The following is an 18,358-nucleotide window of genomic DNA, read 5'->3' on the forward strand; positions in this document are numbered from 1 at the left end:
GCCGGTCAGACGCCGCGCCGGGACGCCGGGCCCGTCAGACGCCGCAGCCGCGACACCGGAAGCGGTCAGGCACCGGGCGAGCCGTGGCAGCGCTTGTACTTCTTGCCCGAGCCGCACGGGCAGGGGGCGTTGCGCGACGGCCCGTTGCTGCTGACCGCCTGGCCGGGTGCGGTACGGCGGGCGTTGCTCACCGGCACCGGTGGGCCGGCGGCGGGCCGGCCGGCCGGCGTCGGTCGAGCGCCGGAGGTCGGCCGGGCCGACGACGGGGTGCCGCCGAGACCCAACGCCGGAGCCTGCTGCACCTGCACGCCGCCGTCTGAGCCGGCAGCGCCGTCGATGGTCGGCGACACGTACTGCAGCCGCTGCGGTCGAGGAGCCGCCTCGATGCCCTTGGCCCGGACCTGGACGTCGCCGCTGTCGGGCACCGGCACCTGGGTACCGGGCCGGTCGCCGCCCGCCGCCGGCGCGGGCTGCTGCTGCACCTGCACCTCGACGTTGAACAGGAAGCCGACCGTCTCCTCCTTGATGCCGTCCATCATGGTGGCGAACATCGCGTAGCCTTCCCGCTGGTACTCGACCAGTGGGTCCCGCTGGGCGTACGCCCGCAGGCTGATGCCTTCCTTCAGGTAGTCCATCTCGTACAGGTGTTCCCGCCATTTGCGGTCGATCACCTGCAGCAGGACCATCCGCTCCAGCTGCCGCAGCGCGTCGGCGCCCAGCTCCTCCTCCCGGCGCTGGTACGCGGCGTGCGCGTCCTGTAGTACCTGGACCCGCAGGAAGTCGGCGTCGACGGCACTGCGCTCGCCGCCGGCCTCCTCCACCAGTTCGTCGACGGTCAGCCCGACCGGGTACAGCTGCTTGAGGCTGGACCAGAGCTGGTCGAAGTCCCAGTCCTCGGCGTACCCGTCGGCGGTGGCGCCGTCGACGTACGCGCCGACCACGTCGTCGATCATCTTGGTGACCTGGCCGTGCAGGTCCTCGCCGTTGAGCACCCGCAGCCGCTCGGCGTAGACCACCTGACGCTGCTTGTTGAGCACCTCGTCGTACTTGAGGACGTTCTTACGGGTCTCGGCGTTCTGACCCTCGATCTGCGCCTGGGCGTTCTTGATCTGCCGGGTCACCATCTTGGACTCGATCGGCACGTCCTCGGGGATGTTGAAGCGCTCCATCACCGCTTCGACCGCGCCCGCGCGGAACCGCCGCATCAGCTCGTCCTGCAGCGACAGGTAGAACCGGGACTCGCCCGGGTCGCCCTGGCGGCCGGAACGGCCGCGCAGCTGGTTGTCGATCCGGCGGGACTCGTGCCGCTCGGTGCCCAGCACGTAGAGACCGCCGACGGCGGCGACCTCCTCGGCCTCGGCGGCGCAGGCCTGCTTGACCTGCGGCATGATCTCCTCGAAGGCCTTGGCGTACTCCTCGGCGTGCTCGACCGGGTCGAGTCCGCGCTGGCGCAGCTGCGCCGCAGCCTGGTACTCGGGGTTTCCGCCGAGCAGGATGTCGGTGCCCCGGCCGGCCATGTTGGTCGCCACGGTGACCGCGCCCTTGCGCCCGGCCTGCGCGATGATCTCGGCTTCCTTGGCGTGGAACTTCGCGTTGAGTACCGCGTGCGCGATGCCCCGGCGGCGCAGCAGTTGGGACAGGATCTCCGAGTTCTCCACCGAGACGGTGCCGACGAGCACCGGCTGACCGACGGCGTGACGCTCGGCGATGTCCTCGACGACGGCGTTGAACTTGGCCTTCTCGGTCTTGTAGATGACGTCGGCCCGGTCGATGCGCACCATGTCCCGGTGGGTCGGGATGGTGACGACGCCGACGTTGTAGACCTTGTTGAACTCGCCCGCCTCGGTCTGGGCGGTACCGGTCATGCCGGACAGCTTGCTGTAGAGCCGGAAGTAGTTCTGCAGGGTGATCGTGGCGAGCGTCTGGTTCTCCTGCTTGATCTCGACGCCTTCCTTGGCCTCGATCGCCTGGTGCATGCCCTCGTTGTAGCGGCGGCCGTGCAGGATCCGGCCGGTGAACTCGTCGACGATCAGGACCTCACCGTCGTTGACGATGTAGTCCTTGTCCCGCTTGTAGAGCTCCTTGGCCTTGATCGCGTTGTTCAGGTAGCCGACCAGCGGCGTGTTGACCGACTCGTACAGGTTGTCGATGCCCAGCCGGTCCTCGACCTTGGCGACGCCCCGCTCGGTGACCGCGACGGTCCGCTTGGCGTAGTCGATCTCGTAGTCGCCCTCGCCGTCCTTGCCCGGCTGCATCCGGGCCACCACGGCGGCGAACTCGCCGTACCAGCGGGCGGAGTGCTCGGCCGGGCCGGAGATGATCAGCGGGGTCCGGGCCTCGTCGATGAGGATCGAGTCGACCTCGTCGACGATGGCGAAGTTGTGCCCGCGCTGCACCAGGTCGTCCTTTGACCAGGCCATGTTGTCGCGCAGGTAGTCGAAGCCGAACTCGTTGTTGGTGCCGTACGTGATGTCCGCGTGGTACGCGGCCCGGTGCTCGGCCGACGGCCGGTTCGGCAGGATCACGCCGACGGTGAGCCCGAGGAACTCGTGCACCCGGCCCATCCAGGCGGCGTCCCGCTCGGCCAGGTAGTCGTTGACGGTGACGACGTGCACGCCCTTGCCGGACAGCGCGTTGAGGTACGCCGGCAGCACCGAGGTCAGCGTCTTGCCCTCACCGGTCTTCATCTCGGCGATGTTGCCGAAGTGCAGCGCGGCGCCGCCCATGATCTGCACGTCGTAGTGGCGCTGGCCGAGCACCCGCGACGCCGCCTCGCGGGCGGTGGCGAACGCTTCCGGTAGCAGGTCGTCGAGCGATTCGCCGTCGGCGTACCGCTGCCGGTACTGGTCGGTCAGCTCGCGCAGCTCCGCGTCGGTGAGGTCGACGTAGTCGTCCTCGATCGAGTTGACGGCCGCGGCGACCGCCTTGAGCCGGCGGACCATGCGGCCCTCGCCAGCGCGGAGGACCTTCTCAAGAATCGACACGGATCAACGCTCCCCTAGACGGTGTGCGTCACTATCGTAGGCGCTCCGATCGGGCTGACGGCAGTCGCAGCCGGCTTCTCTGCACGGAAAGAGCGACAAACCGGACCATGCTGGCCAGGTCGGCCGGCATAACCGTTATGCCCTGCGCGAAAGCTGGGCCAGGATGGGCCGGTGGAACCCGTCGAGATCACCGAAGGCGGCGTCCGGCTGCGGATGTTCCTGCCCGACGACGCCCCCGCCGTCGCGCAGGCCTGCGACGACCCGCTCACCCGGCGGTTCGTCCCTGGTATGCCGCAGCCGTACACCGTCGCCGAGGCGATGCACTGGATCACCGAAGGCTCGACCGCGGCCTGGGCCGCCGGCGGCGCCGCCTGGGCGATCGCCGACCCGGCCACCGACCAACTGTACGGCTGCGTCGGACTGAGCCGCGCCGTACCCGAACGCCGCCAGATCGAGATCGGCTACTGGATGGTGCCCAGCTGGCGGGGACGCGGGCTCGCCACCGCCGCCACCATCGCCGCCACCCGGCACGCCTTCACCAGCGGATTCGACCGGGTCGAACTGCTCACCGACGGGGAGAACGTCGCGAGCCAGCGGATCGCGCTGGCCGCCGGCTACACCCGCGAGGGGATACGCCGGGGCGCGGCGCTCGGGCCCGCCGGCGGCGACGCACCTCGCGACGATCTCGTGGTCTGGGCCCGGCTGGCCGACGACCCACCCGGCCCGACCCCACGACTGCTGCCCGACCTGCCCGGTGACGCGCTGACCGACGAGGTGGTGCGGCTGCGCCCGCTGACAGCCGCCGACACCGAGTTCAGCTACGCCCTGCAGACGTTGCCCGACGTGGTGGCCACCAGCGTCCCGTCGGTGGTGCCGACCCGGGCCGACGTGGCGACGCAGTGCGCCCTGGCCGGCAGCCGGTGGCTCGCCGGGCACCGGGCCGACCTGGTGATCTGCGACGCCGCGACCGGTGAGCCGGCCGGCCGGCTCGGCCTCTACCACCAGGAGCCGCAGACCGGGCAGGCCATGATCGGCTACTCGCTGCTGCCCCGGTGGCGCGGTCGCGGCTACACCGCCCGGGCGGTCCGGCTGGTAGCCCGGTGGGCGTTCGACCACACCACGATCGCCCGGCTCATCGCCGGCGCGTCGCCGGCGAACGTCGCCTCGCAGCGGGTGCTGGAACGGGCCGGGTTCCGCCGGGAGGCGGTGCTGCGCGGGCGACTGCCCGGACCGGACGGCACCCGGTTGGACGACGTCCAGTACGCCCTGATACCGCAGTGGCTGGCTGACAGCCGGCCGTGACACCTGTGCCGCCCGGTGCCGGGTACCCGGCACCGGGCGGCACAGGTGTCAGTTGGCCGTTGCGTCAGGTCGTCGTCGGCTCCGCCAGTGCCATGACGCCGTAGTCGTAGCCCTTGCGGCGGTAGACCACGCTCGGCCGGCCCGATTCCTTGTCCAGGAACAGGTAGAAGTCGTGACCGACCAGTTCCATCTGGAACAGCGCGTCGTCGACCGTCATCGGGTCGCCCGGGTGTTCCTTCTCCCGGACGATGTGCCACGGCTGATCGTCGTACTCGTCGTAGGCATCGTGCTCATCGTGGGTGGCGTCGGGGTCGGGACGGTCGAGCACGGCCACCGCGGCGGCGGGTTCCTCGGTCGGCTGAGCCGGCGGCAGCGGGTTGAAGCCGTTCAGTCCGGCGGTGGGCAGCCCGGCGGTCGCCTCGGCGACCGATACCGGGGCGTGTCGACCCCGGTGCACCCGACGACGGTCGGCGGCCCGGCGCAGCCGGGTGTCCAACTTGCTGATGGCGGCGTCGAGCGCGCTGTAGAAATCCTTGGCGCAGGCCTCGGCACGGATCACCGGGCCGCGGGAAACGCAGGTGAGCTCGACCCGTTGGCAGTTGTCGGACTGCCGGGGGTTGCGCTCGTGGAACAACTCGACGTCGACGCGCATCAACTTGTGGTCGTACCGTTCGACCTTGGCCAACTTCTCGGCGACATGAACCCGGTAGTGCTCGGGGACCTCGACGTTTCGGCCTTTCACCACGATGTCCACGCGTGACCTCCTGAATACGATCAGACGACCGGTAACTGGTGGGGGAATCGCCGACCGGTCCAGGTGCCACAGCGGGCCGGGCATCGACCGGTCGGGTCAGGTTCGCACCTCCCTCCGGGACACCAGCGGTGGCTGTTCAACCACCTGTCATACCCCTGATAGGCACACGCTAACGCGCCGACGGCGCAACGTCATCAGTTCCGGGAAGACCGGAGCGCGAAGTTTTCCACATCGCGAACAGCGCCCGACCCATGACCACAAGCGATTACCGCGAGTAGCGACGCCGTGTCGCGGCGATCACCACAGCGGCGTACGGAGCCAGCCCTTGCGCAGCGAGCAGCCGGTCGACAGCGGCCAATGTCGCACCCGTCGTGACGATGTCGTCCACCACGATCACACAGCGTCGCGGGTCCGGCGGTCGACGCTTGTCAAGTCCGACCCGCCGGTGCCGGAAACCGGCGCGGGCCGACGCCAGCCGGCCGGCGCTGTCCAAGCCCGCCGAGTCCGGCCGCGGCAACGCCCGCAACGGCCGGGCCACCGACACCCGCCACCCGTCGGCGCGCAGCGCGGCGACCGCGTACCGGGTGATCCGCCGCAGGTGGTCGCCGTGCCGGGCCCGCACGGCGGCAGCGGTCGACGGCACCGCGACGAGCACCACCGGGCGGGTCCGGTCGGCGGTGGCGGCCACCGCCACGGCCAGCAGCCGACCCAACGGCCGGGCCAGCCGGTGCCGGCCCCGTTCCTTGTACGCCAACAGCAGTTCCCGCAGCACCCCGGCGTACTCGCCGAGGGCCACGCAGTCAGGCAACCCGGGCGGGGCCGGGGACGGCCGCACCGGCCGGGGGCGCAGCCGCTGGACCTGTGCGACACAGCGGTCGCACACCCCGTACCGCAGCCGGACCCGACCCCCGGCGGCGGCGCGGGCCGCCGCTGTCGACCCGCAGCCGGCGCACTCCGTCGGCAGCACCAGGTCCACCAGATAGGCCCAGACATCGTCCATCAGGTAGGCCCAGACATCGCCCGGCACGCGCACGATCCCATCGGTAGGCAGGGGTCGGAGACCGACGAACGGCAGAATCTCCATCGACCGGGTCGACGGCGAAGGACCGACCGCGTCAATAGAGAAAGAACGGTGCGCTGGGGGCCACGTCGTCGGTCCCGGATTCGGCGGCGGCCGCCGGATCCACCCCCTCCACCTCCTCCAGCCGGATCTGTTCGCTCGGCTCGAAAATGTCGTACGGGATGCCGTTGGCCACGTACATCCGGGCACCGACGCCGGCCGGCGCGCCATTGACCTGGTTGGCCGGGTTGGCCGGGTAGCCGGCCAGGTGCGTCACGCTCGCCCCGCCCAGGTCACGCAGGGATCTCGTCTCGATCGCCCCGTCGACCGTCACGTCGTAGAGGGTCACCCGACCGTCCGGATTGGTGCCGGCCACCACCAGCAGCGTCTCCGCCACCCAGTCGACCTGGGTGATCTCGGACAGCGAGGTGGGCACCGCGCGCGGTGGCAGCACCTCGACCTTGTCGTCGCGGCCGAGCGCGGCCACGTAGAGCTGCCCGCCGACCACCAGGGCGATCCGATGCCCATCCGGCGCGACGCCCACCGACTGCACCGCGCCGTCGACGCCGGTGATCGTGACCGGTTCGACCGCACCGCTGCCCACCCGGAACGAGTACAGGCCGCCATCGGCGACGACCAGCCCGACGTCACCCGGTGCCTTCAGCCACACCGGTCGGCCGATGGCATTGAACGCCCGGGTGCTGGTGTCGAAGCTGGTGCCGGCACCGGTCGCCGAGCCGGTCACCAGTCGCTGCCCGTCGCCGGTCTGGACCACCAGCGCCGCGTACGTGCCGCCACCGGCCCGGGTGAAACCGGCGGCGACGACGTCACGGTTGACCTCGTCGGTGAGCACCGGGACCGGCTCGCCGCTCCGCGCCGAGCTGCGCAGCCGGTGCACCTGGCCCTGGTAGACGACGAACCGTTCCGGCGTCTCCGCCAGCGCCTGACTGGCGTTCATCGCGCGCAGGTCGGCACCTCGAAAGACCCTCGGGTTCTGGCCCTGGATCGTCAACTCCAGGTCGTTGCTGAAGTCCCCCGGCCCCAGCGACCACATCAGCTGGGCGGCGAGCCGGTCGAGCTGGCGGTCGTCGGTCAACGCCGCGGCGTCGGCGACCAGGGTCACCTTGAGCTGGTCGCCGGTGTCCGGGACGTTGCCGCCGGAGCGCAGCCCGCTCGGTAGCGCCTGCACCGCCGAGGCGAGCCAGCTCGACGGGCCGCTGATCAGCGCCTCCAGCAGGACGGTGCGACGCCGTTCCACCGGCACCGCGGCCGGCAGGTACCGCAGGTCCGGCACCAGGGCCCGCTGGCTGGTGTCCCAGAAGTAGATGGTGCGCTGCAGGTAGAAGGACTTCAGCGCGTCCTCACTGAGCAGCAGCGCCGACGGCGGGTCGAAAATGAACTTGCCCTGCTCCCCGGCGACCGAGCCGACCCGGAAGGTGTACTCGGTGAACTCGGGCTCCTGGGCCGGCAGCGGTTCCAGGGCACCGTTGGGACGCAACAGCCCCACCTGCTGGACGGTGAGCGCCACCTCCTCGATGCCGGCCTCCGCCCGGGTGATCTGCGGGCGTTCCCGCAGCCGCACCACGGTCAGCACGACCTCCGGGTTCGGGTCGCGGATATCGTCGCGGTGTACCGGGGCGACGAAATCCCGGACCTGTTCGACCGCCCGTTCCGCCTCGACGGCGGGCGCCTGCAGGAAGTTTTCCACGAACGCCTCGGTGTTGTTGCGTTCGTCGAGCCGCGAGGCCGGTGTCTGCGTCCCGCCGCTGCCGGTCGGCAGCCCGGGTGCCGGGCCCTGCCCGTCGACGCGAACCTCGGTGTACTCCGGGATGCCGCACCCGGCGAGCAGCACCGCCGCCACCACCGGGACGGCCAGTAGCGGGGTCGCCAGCAGGCGGTTGCGCCAGCGATGTCTCATGACGGTGCCCCCGCCCCGGTCACCCCGCCGGCCGGCGTCACCACGACCCGGCCCGGCTCGTCGTCGGCCGCGCCTGACTCACGGGAGGCCGCAGCTGACTCACCGGAGGCCGCACCTGACTCGCGGGAGGCCGCACCTGAACCGTCGTAGGCCGCACCTGGCGTGTCACCGGTCGGCGGCGCGGCCTGCTCCGGCACCGCAACCCGGTCGGTCGGCACCAGCCGCAACGGCGCGGACTTGAGCCGGTCCCCGGCCCGCGCCGGCAAGGTGAGCCGGAACTGTGCCCCCTGGCCCGGCGCGCCCCAGGCCTCCAGCCAGCCACCGTGCAACCGGGCGTCCTCCACGCTGATCGACAGCCCGAGACCCGTCCCACCGGTCTGCCGGGCACGCGACGGGTCGGCCCGCCAGAAGCGGTTGAACACCAGCTTCTCCTCCCCTGGTCGCAGCCCCACGCCGTGGTCGCGGACGGTCACCGCGACGGCGGCGTCGTCCATGCCCAGCGTCACCACCACCGGGCGGCCCTCACCGTGCTCGACCGCGTTGCCGAGCAGGTTGCGCAGCACCCGCTCCACCCGCCGCGGATCCACCTCGGCGATCACCGGAGTGTCCGGCAGGCGCAGCTCGATGCGGACCCCCAACCGCTCGGCCAGCCCGTCGAGGCGGTCGGCCACCCGGCGTACCACCGGGACCAGATCGGTCGGCTCGACGTCGAGCACCGCGAATCCGGCGTCGAACCGGCTGATCTCCAGCAGATCGGTGAGCAGGTTCTCGAACCGGTCCAGCTCGGTCTGCAGCAGTTCGGCACTGCGGGCGACCGCCGGGTCGAACCTGTCGCGCTCGGCGAACATCAGGTCGGCTGCCATCCGTACGGTGGTCAGCGGGGTCCGCAGCTCGTGCGACACGTCGGAGGTGAACCGACGCTGCAGCCGCGACATCTCCTCCAGCCGGGTGATCTGCCGTTGCAGGTTCGTCGCCATCTGGTTGAACGACGCGGCCAGCAGAGCGAGATCGTCCTCGCCGTCGACCACCATCCGCTGGTCCAGCAGACCGGCGGAGAGCCGCTGCGCGGTGCGCGCGGCCACCCGTACCGGGGTCACCACCAGCCGGGTGACCAGGGCCGCGAGCAGCCCGAGGAGCATGACCAGCGCGAGCCCGGTGATCAGCACGGTGGTCCGGATCTGGTTGGCGGCCTGGTCCTGGGTGGTCAACGGCGCGAGATAGTAGAGCTCGACCTGGCCGAACTTGGTCGGCACCGGTGACCCGTAGACGAGATACTTCGCCCGCCCTTCGCCCAGGTCACCGGTGCGGATCTGCTGCGCCTGGGCACCGGACCCGACCTGCTCGGCCAGCTCCGGGGTGATCATGCCGCTGGCGTCCACCGCCGGGGAGATCGCCGAGGAGATCAGCGGGTAGCTGCTCGCGGTCATCACGACCACCACCCCGCCCCGCTGGTCGGGATCGCCTCCGGCGAGGGTGCCCACGATCTGTTCGAAGGTGACCCGCAGCTGCGGATCGAAGTACTGCGGATGCACGCTCATCTGCTCGGCGGCGTAGTCCCGGCCGTGTTCCAGGCGGCGCTGGACGTCCTCCCGGGCCCGGTCGAGCAGGATGTTGGTGCTCTGCGAGGCGACCATGTAGGCGAAGCCGCCGACCAGCAGCCCGGAGGCGACCAGGGTGATGGTGACCACCCGCAGCTGCAGTGACCGACGCCACATCCGGTTGACCGCCACCACGACCAGCAGGATCCGGGCGGCCACCAGCTCCCGCGCCGGGCGCAGGGCACCGGTGACGCGGGAGAGCAGGACGGATGCGGTACGGAGTCGGCCAGCCACAGTGCGACCCAGGCTAGCCGGTGCCCGCCTTGTAGCCCACGCCCCGAACGGTGAGGATGATTTCGGGTCGCTCCGGATCCGGCTCGATCTTGGCGCGCAGGCGCTGCACGTGCACGTTCACCAGCCGGGTGTCCGCCGCGTGCCGGTAGCCCCAGACCTGCTCCAGCAGCACCTCCCGGGTGAAGACCTGACGCGGCTTGCGGGCCAGCGCGACCAGCAGGTCGAACTCCAGCGGGGTCAGTTTGACCTCCTCACCGTCGCGGCTGACCGTGTGCGCCGGCACGTCGATGGTGATCTGGTTGCCCGGTGGCCCGATGGTCAACAACTCCGGGGCGACGTCCTCGCCACGCCGCAACCGGGCCCGCATCCGGGCCACCAGCTCCTTGGGCTTGAACGGCTTCACCACGTAGTCGTCGGCACCGGACTCCAGGCCGAGCACGACGTCCACGGTGTCGCTCTTGGCGGTCAGCATCACGATCGGAATGCCCGACTCGGAGCGGATCGCCCGGCAGACGTCGATCCCGCTCATCCCGGGCAGCATCAGGTCGAGCAGCACGATGTCCGGCCGGTTCTCCCGGAACGCGGCGAGCGCCCGCTCCCCGTCGGCAACGAACGACGGCAGGAAGCCCTCGCTGCGCAGCACGATACCCATCATCTCCGCCAGGGCGGGATCGTCGTCGACAACCAGCACGCGGGCTCTCATGTGACCAATATTCCATCCCGCCTCCACCGGCGGGGGACCGCCACCGTCGACGAACCGCCCAGGCGGCCGCGCTTCCGACATTTACCGCGATCGCCCGCCCTGCCGTGGCAGGCCACGGCCAACGTGCCACGATGGGACGCTGACGCCCCGTGCATCACGGTCAACCACCTCGTCACCAGGAGTCCCGGGTGAATCAGGCCGGCCCGTCCGACGTGCTGCCGCTGCGCCCGCTCACCACGGGCGAGGTGCTCGACGCCGCGGTCGGTCTGCTGCGCGGTCACGCACCGGTGCTACTGGCCGCCGGCGCGCTGCTGGCCCTGGCCGAACAACTACTGCTACTGCCGTTACGCGAGGCCGCCGGCGCGACGCCACCGGCGTACCTGCCGACGTGGCACCGGTTCGGGCACTACTGGCTGCTGCTGGCCACCGGGGCCGCCATCGAGGTGACGGTCATCGCGCTGCTCGGTGGGCTCACCTCCCGGGCCGCCGGGGCGGCACTGCTCGGCCAACGGCTCCCCGTACGTCGGTTGCTCGATCCACGTGGCGCCCGGTTCGCCGGGGTCGTCCTGGTCGCCGGAGCGGCCGGTACGGTCATGTTCACCGCCGCGCTGGCCGGGCCGGTCTGGTTCGTGGCGTACGCGATCCTCGGTCTGGCCGTACCCGCGATCGTCCTGGACCGGATCCCGGTGTGGCAGTCGCTGGCCCGCTCGTCCGTGCTGGCCTGCCGGGCCGGGCTGCGCGCCGGACTGATCCGGATCCTCGGTTATGTGATCTGGTTCGCGATCCGCGCCGGGCTCGGGCTGGCCGCGCTGAACCTGGTCGACCCCGGATCACCATGGTTGGCGGCGGCGACGGTGGCCGGCTGGACCATGATCAACGCGCTGGTCTACCCGACGCTGGCCTGCCTCGACGCCGTACTGCACGTGGAGACCAGGATGCGCACCGAAGGGCTGGACATCGCGCTGCGCCGTACCGCCGGCGTCCGTGACCGGCCCGCGCCGCCGTTGGCGGTCGGTACGTGAGCGCGTCGCTGAGCCGCTGGTGGACCGAACGGGTGGCCGCCGTCGGCGACGTCCTGCCGCTGCCGCTGGCCGCGCTGCTGCTGGTGGCCAGCGCCGCTGTCCTCGGCGCCGGCTGGTTCAGCTGGCCTGCCTGGTGGCCCCGGCGGCGACCCGGCTGGCTGAATCCGTGGGCCTGGCTGCGCCGGTTCAGCTGGTCGACGGTATCGACTCCGGTACGCCGGTTGGCGGCGTTCGGGGTCCGCGCCGGCCGTGCCGTCGCCGCAGCGTACCGGCGGCTGACCGTCCGGGCCGTCCGGCGCTGGCTGGCCAGGCTCGACCCGCGCCGGCGCCGCCGGTCGGCCGCCGTACCCGCCAGCGTGGTCGCAGCGGTGCAGCCACGCCAGCCGGACGGCCCGCCGGACGGGCTCGCCGACCGGTTCGCCGCCCAGGGCCGGTACGCCGAGGCGGTCCGGGAACGGTTGCGGACGATGATCCGGGACGTCGCCGACCACGGCGTGGTCACCGACCGCCCCGGCTGGACGGTCACCGAACTCGCCGACGCGGCCAGCCGGGCGGCACCGGCGGCCCACCCTGCGTTGACCGAGGCCAGCGGCATCTTCAGCGAGGTCTGGTACGGCAGACGCCCGGCGCGTGCCGGGCACGACCAACGGATGCGGGAACTCGCCGACCAACTGCGTGCCGCCCTCGGGCCGACCACGCCGGGGGCGCGACGATGACCCGTACCGGCAGCGGCACCACCCGGTGGCGCTGGTTGCGGCTCGTCGTCCCGTTCGTGCTGGTCGGCGGCCTGTTCGTCGGTACGGCGGTGGCGTACCACCGGACGCATCCGGACCCGACCCGGCCCGGTTTCCTGTCCCCGACCAACGTCGGCCCGGACGGCGGCAGCGACCTCGCCGCCGCGCTGCGCGACGACGGTGTCACCGTACATCCGGCCAGCGGGACCGTCGGCGCGCTGCGGGCCGCCCAGGCCACCCCGAGCACCCTGTTCGTCCCCGCGCCGACCCTGATGCACCCCGACTATCTGCAGGTACTGACCAGGCTGCCGGCCGGCACCCGGGTGCTGCTGGTCGACCCGCCGGCCCGGCTGCTGCGCGGCAGCCCGTTGCCGGTCGACACCGCCGGCCGCCGGTGGGCCGCGCGGGCGGCGGGACCGGACGTCGACGGGCGACGCTGCGTGGTGCCCGAGGTGGCCGACGCGGGACCGGCGGCGACGGTACGGCAGCGCTACACCGCCCCGTCCGGGGTCGACCCGACCCGGTTCGACCTGTGCTACGACGCCGCCCTGGCCCGGCTGGCCTGGGGTCAGGTGGAGCTGGTGGTGGCCGGCGCGAACGACCCCTTCCGCAACGACCGGTTCGGCGAGCACCGCAACGCGTCGTTCGCCGCCGGGCTGCTGGGCACCAGGCCGCAGGTGGTCTGGCTGGATCTGGCCCGGCCGGACGCGCCGCCGCCGACCCGCGACGCGGCACCGCAGCCACCGGTCTACCTGCCGCCGGAGGATCCGGGTTCCAGCCCCAGCGCGAGCGCCACGCCGGCAGCCGGGCGGCAGTTGCCGGCACCCAACGCCACCGCGCCGTCGGACAATCCGCTGTGGGATGCTTTTCCGCCGTGGTTCTGGGCGTTGCTCGCCCAGCTCGCCCTCGCCGCGCTGGTGCTGGTGCTGTGGCGGGCCCGCCGATTCGGCCCGGTGGTGGCCGAGCCACTGCCGGTGACGGTGCCGGCCGCGGAGACCCTGCTGGGGCGGGGGCAGCTCTACCGGCGGTCCCGGGACCGCGCTGCCACCGCCGGTATCCTGCGTACCGCCATGCTGGACCGCGTCGTCGCGCTGCTGGACCTGCCGGACCGACCCCGGCCGGCCGAGATCGTGGCGGCGGTCGCCGCCCGGACCGGGGCGTCGGCCGCGCAGGTCGACGCCCTGCTGTACGGGCCGCCGCCGACGACCGACAGCGACCTGCTGGAGCTGACCCGGCGGCTGGCGGCCCTACCGGACGACCTCGCCGGGCCGGGCCGTCCGACAGCCGGGCCGGCAAGCGACCAGGCCGGGCCGACGGCACCGGCGCCCCGGTCCCCATCCGCGATCGAAGGAGAACCCCGGTGAGCCAACCCAGTGCGGTCGGTCCGGTCGACGTCCTGACCACCGACAGCGACGCCGCGCGGGCCGCGCTGCGCCGGCTGCGCGCCGAGGTGGCCAAGGCCGTCGTCGGGCAGGACGCGGTGGTCACCGGCCTGGTCATCGCGCTGCTCTGCCGGGGGCACGTCCTGCTCGAGGGGGTGCCCGGGGTCGCCAAGACGCTGCTGGTGCGGGCCGTCGCCGCCGCTCTGGATCTGGACGCCAAGCGGCTGCAGTTCACCCCGGACCTGATGCCCGGCGACGTCACCGGATCGCTCATCTTCGACCCACGTACGGCGGCCTTCACCTTCCGGGAAGGGCCGGTCTTCACGAACCTGCTGCTCGCCGACGAGATCAACCGCACGCCGCCGAAGACCCAGTCGGCGCTGCTGGAGGTGATGGAGGAGCACCAGGTGTCGGTGGAAGGGGTCCGCCGGCCGCTGCCGGCACCGTTCATCGTGGCCGCCACCCAGAACCCCGTCGAGTACGAGGGCACCTACCCGTTGCCGGAGGCCCAGCTCGACCGGTTCCTGCTGAAGCTGGCCGTACCGCTGCCCAACCGGGACGACGAGCTGGGGGTGCTGCGCGCCCACCACGCCGGCTTCGACCCGGGTGACCTGGCCGCCGCCGGAATCCGCCCGGTCGCCGGGGCCGCCGATCTGGCGGCGGCCCGACACGCCGTCCGGCAGGTGCAGGTCAGCGAGGGGGTCTTCGGCTACATCGTGGACCTGTGCCGGGCGACCCGGACGGCGCCGGCGCTGGAGCTCGGGGCCTCGCCGCGTGGCTCCACCGCGTTGCTCAACACCGCCAAGGCGTGGGGGTGGCTGGCCGGGCGCGACTACGTGACCCCCGACGACGTCAAGGCGGTGACCCGGGCCACCCTGCGGCACCGGATCCGGCTGCGGCCGGAAGCGGAACTCGAAGGCGTCACCGCCGACGGCGTACTCGACTCGGTGCTCGGCACCGTCGCGACGCCCCGGTGACCGGGTCGGCACCGCCGACGACGTCCGGCAGGTCGCGATGGTGACCTGGCGGGCGGCGGCGCTGCTCGGCGTCGGCGCGACGACCCTGCCCTGGTGGCCCGCCCCGTGGTGGGGCCTGGTGGTGATCACCGCGTCGGTGGCCGCCCTGACCGTGCTGGACGTGGCGTTGGCCGCCCCGCTGAGTCGGCTCGAACTGGGCCGCGACGGCGACCGGACCGTCTGGTTCGGCACGTCGGCGACGGTGACGGTGCGGCTGGCCAACGGCTCCCGTCGGCGGTTGCGGGCGCAGGTCCGCGACACCTGGGTCCCGTCCGCTGGCGCCGTCGCGGACCCGGCCGGCGCCGCCGTCAACACCGGCCCGGACAACGCCGGCCCAGTTGGTGCCGACCCGGATGGCGCCGACCCGGACGACGGCGGCGTGACGGCCGCCGGCAGCGACCGCAGCGGGCCGGTCTGGCGGGTACGGCTGGCCCCGGGTGCGGTCGCGGCGCTGCCCGCCGCGCTCACCCCGGCCCGGCACGGCGACCGGTCCGCCATCGAGGTGACCGTCCGCTCGTCCGGCCCGCTCGGGCTGGCCTTCCGGCAACGTCGCGGGCACCCGCCCACTCCGCAGTGGACCGTACGGGTGTTGCCGCGCTTCGACGCGCGCCGGCTGCTCGCCGAGAAACTGGCCCGGCTACGGGTCATCGACGGCATCCGGGCCACCCGGGGCCGCGGTCAGGGCACCGAGTTCGACAACCTGCGGGAGTACGTCGTCGGCGACGACGTACGATCGATCGACTGGCGGGCCAGCGCCCGCCGGTCCGACGTCCTGGTCCGGACCTGGCGCCCGGAGCGGGACCGCCGGGTGATGTTCGTGCTGGACACCGGACGGACCTCGGCGGCCCTGATCGGTGACCAGCCCCGGCTCGACGTCGCGATCGACGCCGCGCTGCTGCTGGCGACCCTGGCGAACCGGGCCGGCGACCGGTTCGACCTGATGGCGGTGGACGCGAAGGTCCGGGCGGCGATCTGGGGCGTGAGCCGGCAGGCGCTGCTGCCCCGACTGGTCCAGACCCTGGCCGGGCTGCAACCGGCGCTGGTGGAGACGGACTACGAGCTGGTCGTCGGCGAGATTCTACGGCGGGAGTCCCGACGCTGCCTGGTGGTGCTCTGCACCGCGTTGGAGCCCGGCGCGCTCGGCGACGGGCTGCTGCCGGTGCTGCCCCGGCTGGCCGCCCGCCATCAGGTCGTGGTCGCCGCCATCGGGGATCCGACGTTGCCGGCGATGGTGGACGGACCGGTGCACACGGTCGCCGACGCCTACCTGGCCGCCGCGGCGACCCGGACCGTCACCGAGCGGGGCCGGGTGAGTGCGGTGCTGCGCCGGTACGGGGTGGCGGTGCTGGACGCCTCGGCACCGACCTTCGCCGGTCGCCTCGCCGACCTCTACCTTCAGCTGAAGCTGCTCGGCCGGCTCTGAGCCACGTCGGCGCCCCGTCGGGAGCCACGCACCAGCACGTAGCCGAGGAAGGCCAGCCAGGCAGCCGCGCCGACGGCGACCCGCAGCCAGGTCGGCAGCGGGGCCGGCGTCACGAAGGCCTCGATCAGCGCGGCGACGGCGAAGACCGGCACCAGCCCGAGGGCCACCAGGACGCCGGAGAGCCCCGCGTCGGCGACGGCACGGCTGCGGCTCGCTCCGGCCGGCGGGGCGAGCCAGGCACCGCCGATGCGCAGCCCGACCCCGGCGGCGACGAACACCCCGGTCAGCTCCAGCAGCCCGTGCGGAGTGATCAGACCGAAAAAGACGTCCGCGCGATCGTAGGAGATCATCACGCCGCCGGTGACGCCGATGTTGAGGGCGTTCACCCACAGCAGGTAGAGCACCGGGACCACCAGGATCCCGGCGGCCAGGCACTGTGCGGCCAGCCAGGCGTTGTGGGTCGACAGCTGGGCGGCGAAGTTGGGGGCCGCGTACCGGGTGTAGTAGCCGGCGAAGCTCGATTCGGCGAGTTCCGCCGCGGCCCGGTCGCCGATCAGGACCCGGGCGCTGTCCGGGTGGCCGGCGACCCACCACATCAGGAATCCGGTGAGTGCGCAGAACGCCACCGCGACCGCGCCCCACCACGGGGCCGCCCGGACCACCGCCTGCGGGAACCCGGTGGCGGCGAAGTGGCCGAGAGTGCGCCAGCCGGACCGGGGGCCGGTCGTCAGCCGGGACCGGGCGGCCAGCACCAGGGTGGAGAGCCGGGCGACCAGCGCCGGGTCGGGCGAGCGGCTGCGGACCACCGACAGGTGGGTGGCGGTACGTTGATACAGCGCCACCAGTTCGTCGACCTCGGCGACGGTGAGCTGCCGGCCACGGGTCAGCTGCTCGAGCCGCCGCCACTGCGGCTCGTGCTCGGCCACGTACGCGTCGAGGTCCACGGCCACCTCCCGACCCATAGTGTTCACTGGCAGGGTGAGTGCGCACGCATCCGGGGGGACCAGGCTGGTCGGCGGTGAGGCCGTCGAGGTCGAGGTACGGCTGGCCCGGGCCGGTTCCCGGATCCTGGCGCTGCTGGTGGATCTGCTGGTCCAGGTGCTGATCGCGCTGCTGCTGGCGGTGGTGGCCGGGGTGCTGTTGGCGTCGCTGCCGTCGTCGGTCGAGGTGGACGACGCGCTCGGGCAGGCGGTGCTGACCGTGGGTGCGGTCCTGGTGCTGGTCGGTTACCCGGTGCTGTGCGAGACCCTCGGCAACGGCCGTACGGTCGGCAAGCGGGCGGTCGGGATCCGGGTGGTCCGCGACGATGGTGGCCCGCCGCAGTTCCGGCACGCGCTGACCCGCAACCTGGTCGGGGTGGCCGCCGAGTGGCCGGGGTTGCTGCTGCCGCCGCTGACCTGGCTGGCGAGTCTCGTGACGCTGATGTCGAACAGTCAGGGCAAGCGGCTCGGGGATCTGGCCGCCGGGACGATCGTGGTGCACGACCGGGCACCGGCGTCGTGGGGCTGGGTGCCGGGTATGCCGCCGGCATTGGCCGGCTGGGCCCGTACCCTCGATCTGACCCGGCTCGACGACGAGCTCGCGCTGTCGGTGCGGCACCTGTTGACCAGAGGGCACGGGTTTGCCGAGCCGGCGCGCTCGGAGCTGGTGCGGCTGGTCGCGGCGGACGTCGCCGCGGTGACCACTCCCCCGCCGCCGGCGGGGGTGCCGGGGTGGGCGTACCTGGCGGCGGTCCTGGCCGAGCGGCACCGCCGGTCCGGGCAGCGGCTGGTGCGTAGCCGGGCGGCGAGCGCCGCGCTCTGGCCGGAGCTGGCGGGGCTCAGCCCGGCCAGGACCGGCACGCTGCGGCCGGCGGCACCACCGTCCTGGGCCGATCCGCTCCGCGCGCCGGATCCGGCCGGTGCGGTGGTGCCGACGCAGCGTGACGCGGCGCAGTGGCCACGGGGCAACTGGCCCCGGCCGCCGTGGATGGGGCCGACCAGCGAACAACCGGACTGGACCGGGGTACGGCGGCCGCCGGTCGCCAGCACGCTGCGCCGCGCGTCGGTGCGGGAGCCGACCGGTCCGGGGCCGGACGGCACCTGACGGTCGGCGGTACTGCGGTGGAGCAGTATTCCTCAGAGGAATAATTATGGATCTTGTGTTGTGTCTGTGGGTGGTTCGGCGCGGCGTTGGTGGCGCACGCCGTTGCCCTGCCTAGGTTCTGGCTTGTCGAAGGTCAGAACTGG

14 protein-coding genes are annotated in these 18,358 nt (G+C 72.7%); 7 read left to right on the plus strand and 7 right to left on the minus strand.

Going from position 1 to position 18,358, the window contains the following annotated elements:
* Positions 1–65: 65 nt before the first annotated feature.
* Complete coding sequence (gene secA, locus O7623_RS15750) at positions 66–2,984, minus strand: preprotein translocase subunit SecA (protein WP_282223805.1); 2,919 nt, start codon at positions 2,982–2,984, stop codon at positions 66–68.
* A gap of 171 nt (positions 2,985–3,155) precedes the next feature.
* Here secA and O7623_RS15755 point away from each other — a divergent pair, with 171 nt between their 5' ends.
* Positions 3,156–4,286 (plus strand): GNAT family N-acetyltransferase, encoded by a 1,131-nt coding sequence (locus O7623_RS15755; RefSeq protein WP_282223806.1) that lies wholly within the window; start codon positions 3,156–3,158, stop codon positions 4,284–4,286.
* Positions 4,287–4,350: 64 nt separating this feature from the next.
* On the opposite strand, the gene raiA is transcribed toward O7623_RS15755, so the two are convergent.
* The 5 genes from raiA to mtrA form a co-directional block, all read right to left on the minus strand.
* A complete protein-coding gene (raiA, locus tag O7623_RS15760; RefSeq protein WP_282223807.1) occupies positions 4,351–5,040 on the minus strand; it encodes a ribosome-associated translation inhibitor RaiA in 690 nt (229 codons plus the stop codon).
* Between the two features lie 265 nt (positions 5,041–5,305).
* Complete coding sequence (locus tag O7623_RS15765; protein ID WP_282229425.1) at positions 5,306–6,040, minus strand: ComF family protein; 735 nt, start codon at positions 6,038–6,040, stop codon at positions 5,306–5,308.
* Positions 6,041–6,155: 115 nt separating this feature from the next.
* Positions 6,156–8,018, minus strand: a complete 1,863-nt coding sequence (locus O7623_RS15770) for an LpqB family beta-propeller domain-containing protein (protein WP_282223808.1) — start codon at positions 8,016–8,018, stop codon at positions 6,156–6,158.
* Positions 8,015–9,733 carry an MtrAB system histidine kinase MtrB gene (gene mtrB, locus O7623_RS15775; protein ID WP_282229426.1) on the minus strand — a complete coding sequence of 573 codons (1,719 nt, stop codon included), beginning with the start codon at positions 9,731–9,733 and terminating at the stop codon, positions 8,015–8,017. Before mtrB ends, O7623_RS15770 begins: the two co-directional genes overlap by 4 nt.
* 130 nt (positions 9,734–9,863) lie before the next feature.
* On the minus strand, positions 9,864–10,553 hold the full coding sequence (mtrA, locus tag O7623_RS15780; RefSeq protein WP_282223809.1) for an MtrAB system response regulator MtrA: 690 nt from the start codon (positions 10,551–10,553) through the stop codon (positions 9,864–9,866).
* A gap of 188 nt (positions 10,554–10,741) precedes the next feature.
* On the opposite strand from mtrA, the gene O7623_RS15785 reads away from it, so the two are divergent.
* Genes O7623_RS15785 through O7623_RS15805 form a run of 5 tightly spaced genes read left to right on the plus strand, consistent with a single transcriptional unit; the run spans position 10,742 to position 16,130 of the window.
* On the plus strand, positions 10,742–11,575 hold the full coding sequence (locus O7623_RS15785) for a hypothetical protein (RefSeq protein ID WP_282223810.1): 834 nt from the start codon (positions 10,742–10,744) through the stop codon (positions 11,573–11,575).
* Positions 11,572–12,291 carry a DUF4129 domain-containing protein gene (locus tag O7623_RS15790; protein ID WP_282223811.1) on the plus strand — a complete coding sequence of 240 codons (720 nt, stop codon included), beginning with the start codon at positions 11,572–11,574 and terminating at the stop codon, positions 12,289–12,291. Before O7623_RS15785 ends, O7623_RS15790 begins: the two co-directional genes overlap by 4 nt.
* On the plus strand, positions 12,288–13,673 hold the full coding sequence (locus O7623_RS15795; RefSeq protein WP_282223812.1) for a DUF4350 domain-containing protein: 1,386 nt from the start codon (positions 12,288–12,290) through the stop codon (positions 13,671–13,673). The genes O7623_RS15790 and O7623_RS15795 overlap by 4 nt, the downstream gene beginning before the upstream one ends.
* A complete protein-coding gene (locus tag O7623_RS15800) occupies positions 13,670–14,668 on the plus strand; it encodes a MoxR family ATPase (protein WP_282223813.1) in 999 nt (332 codons plus the stop codon). The genes O7623_RS15795 and O7623_RS15800 overlap by 4 nt, the downstream gene beginning before the upstream one ends.
* A gap of 37 nt (positions 14,669–14,705) precedes the next feature.
* Complete coding sequence (locus tag O7623_RS15805; protein WP_282223814.1) at positions 14,706–16,130, plus strand: DUF58 domain-containing protein; 1,425 nt, start codon at positions 14,706–14,708, stop codon at positions 16,128–16,130.
* Here O7623_RS15805 and O7623_RS15810 read toward each other — a convergent pair.
* Positions 16,103–17,092 carry a stage II sporulation protein M gene (locus O7623_RS15810; protein ID WP_282223815.1) on the minus strand — a complete coding sequence of 330 codons (990 nt, stop codon included), beginning with the start codon at positions 17,090–17,092 and terminating at the stop codon, positions 16,103–16,105. The two genes, O7623_RS15805 and O7623_RS15810, sit on opposite strands and share 28 nt — an antisense overlap.
* 16 nt (positions 17,093–17,108) lie before the next feature.
* Here O7623_RS15810 and O7623_RS15815 point away from each other — a divergent pair, with 16 nt between their 5' ends.
* A complete protein-coding gene (locus tag O7623_RS15815) occupies positions 17,109–18,215 on the plus strand; it encodes an RDD family protein (protein ID WP_282223816.1) in 1,107 nt (368 codons plus the stop codon).
* The last annotated feature ends 143 nt before the right edge of the window (positions 18,216–18,358 follow it).

Origin of the sequence: Solwaraspora sp. WMMD791 (genome assembly GCF_029581195.1) — a bacterium.
Taxonomy (GTDB): Bacteria; Actinomycetota; Actinomycetes; order Mycobacteriales; family Micromonosporaceae; genus Micromonospora_E.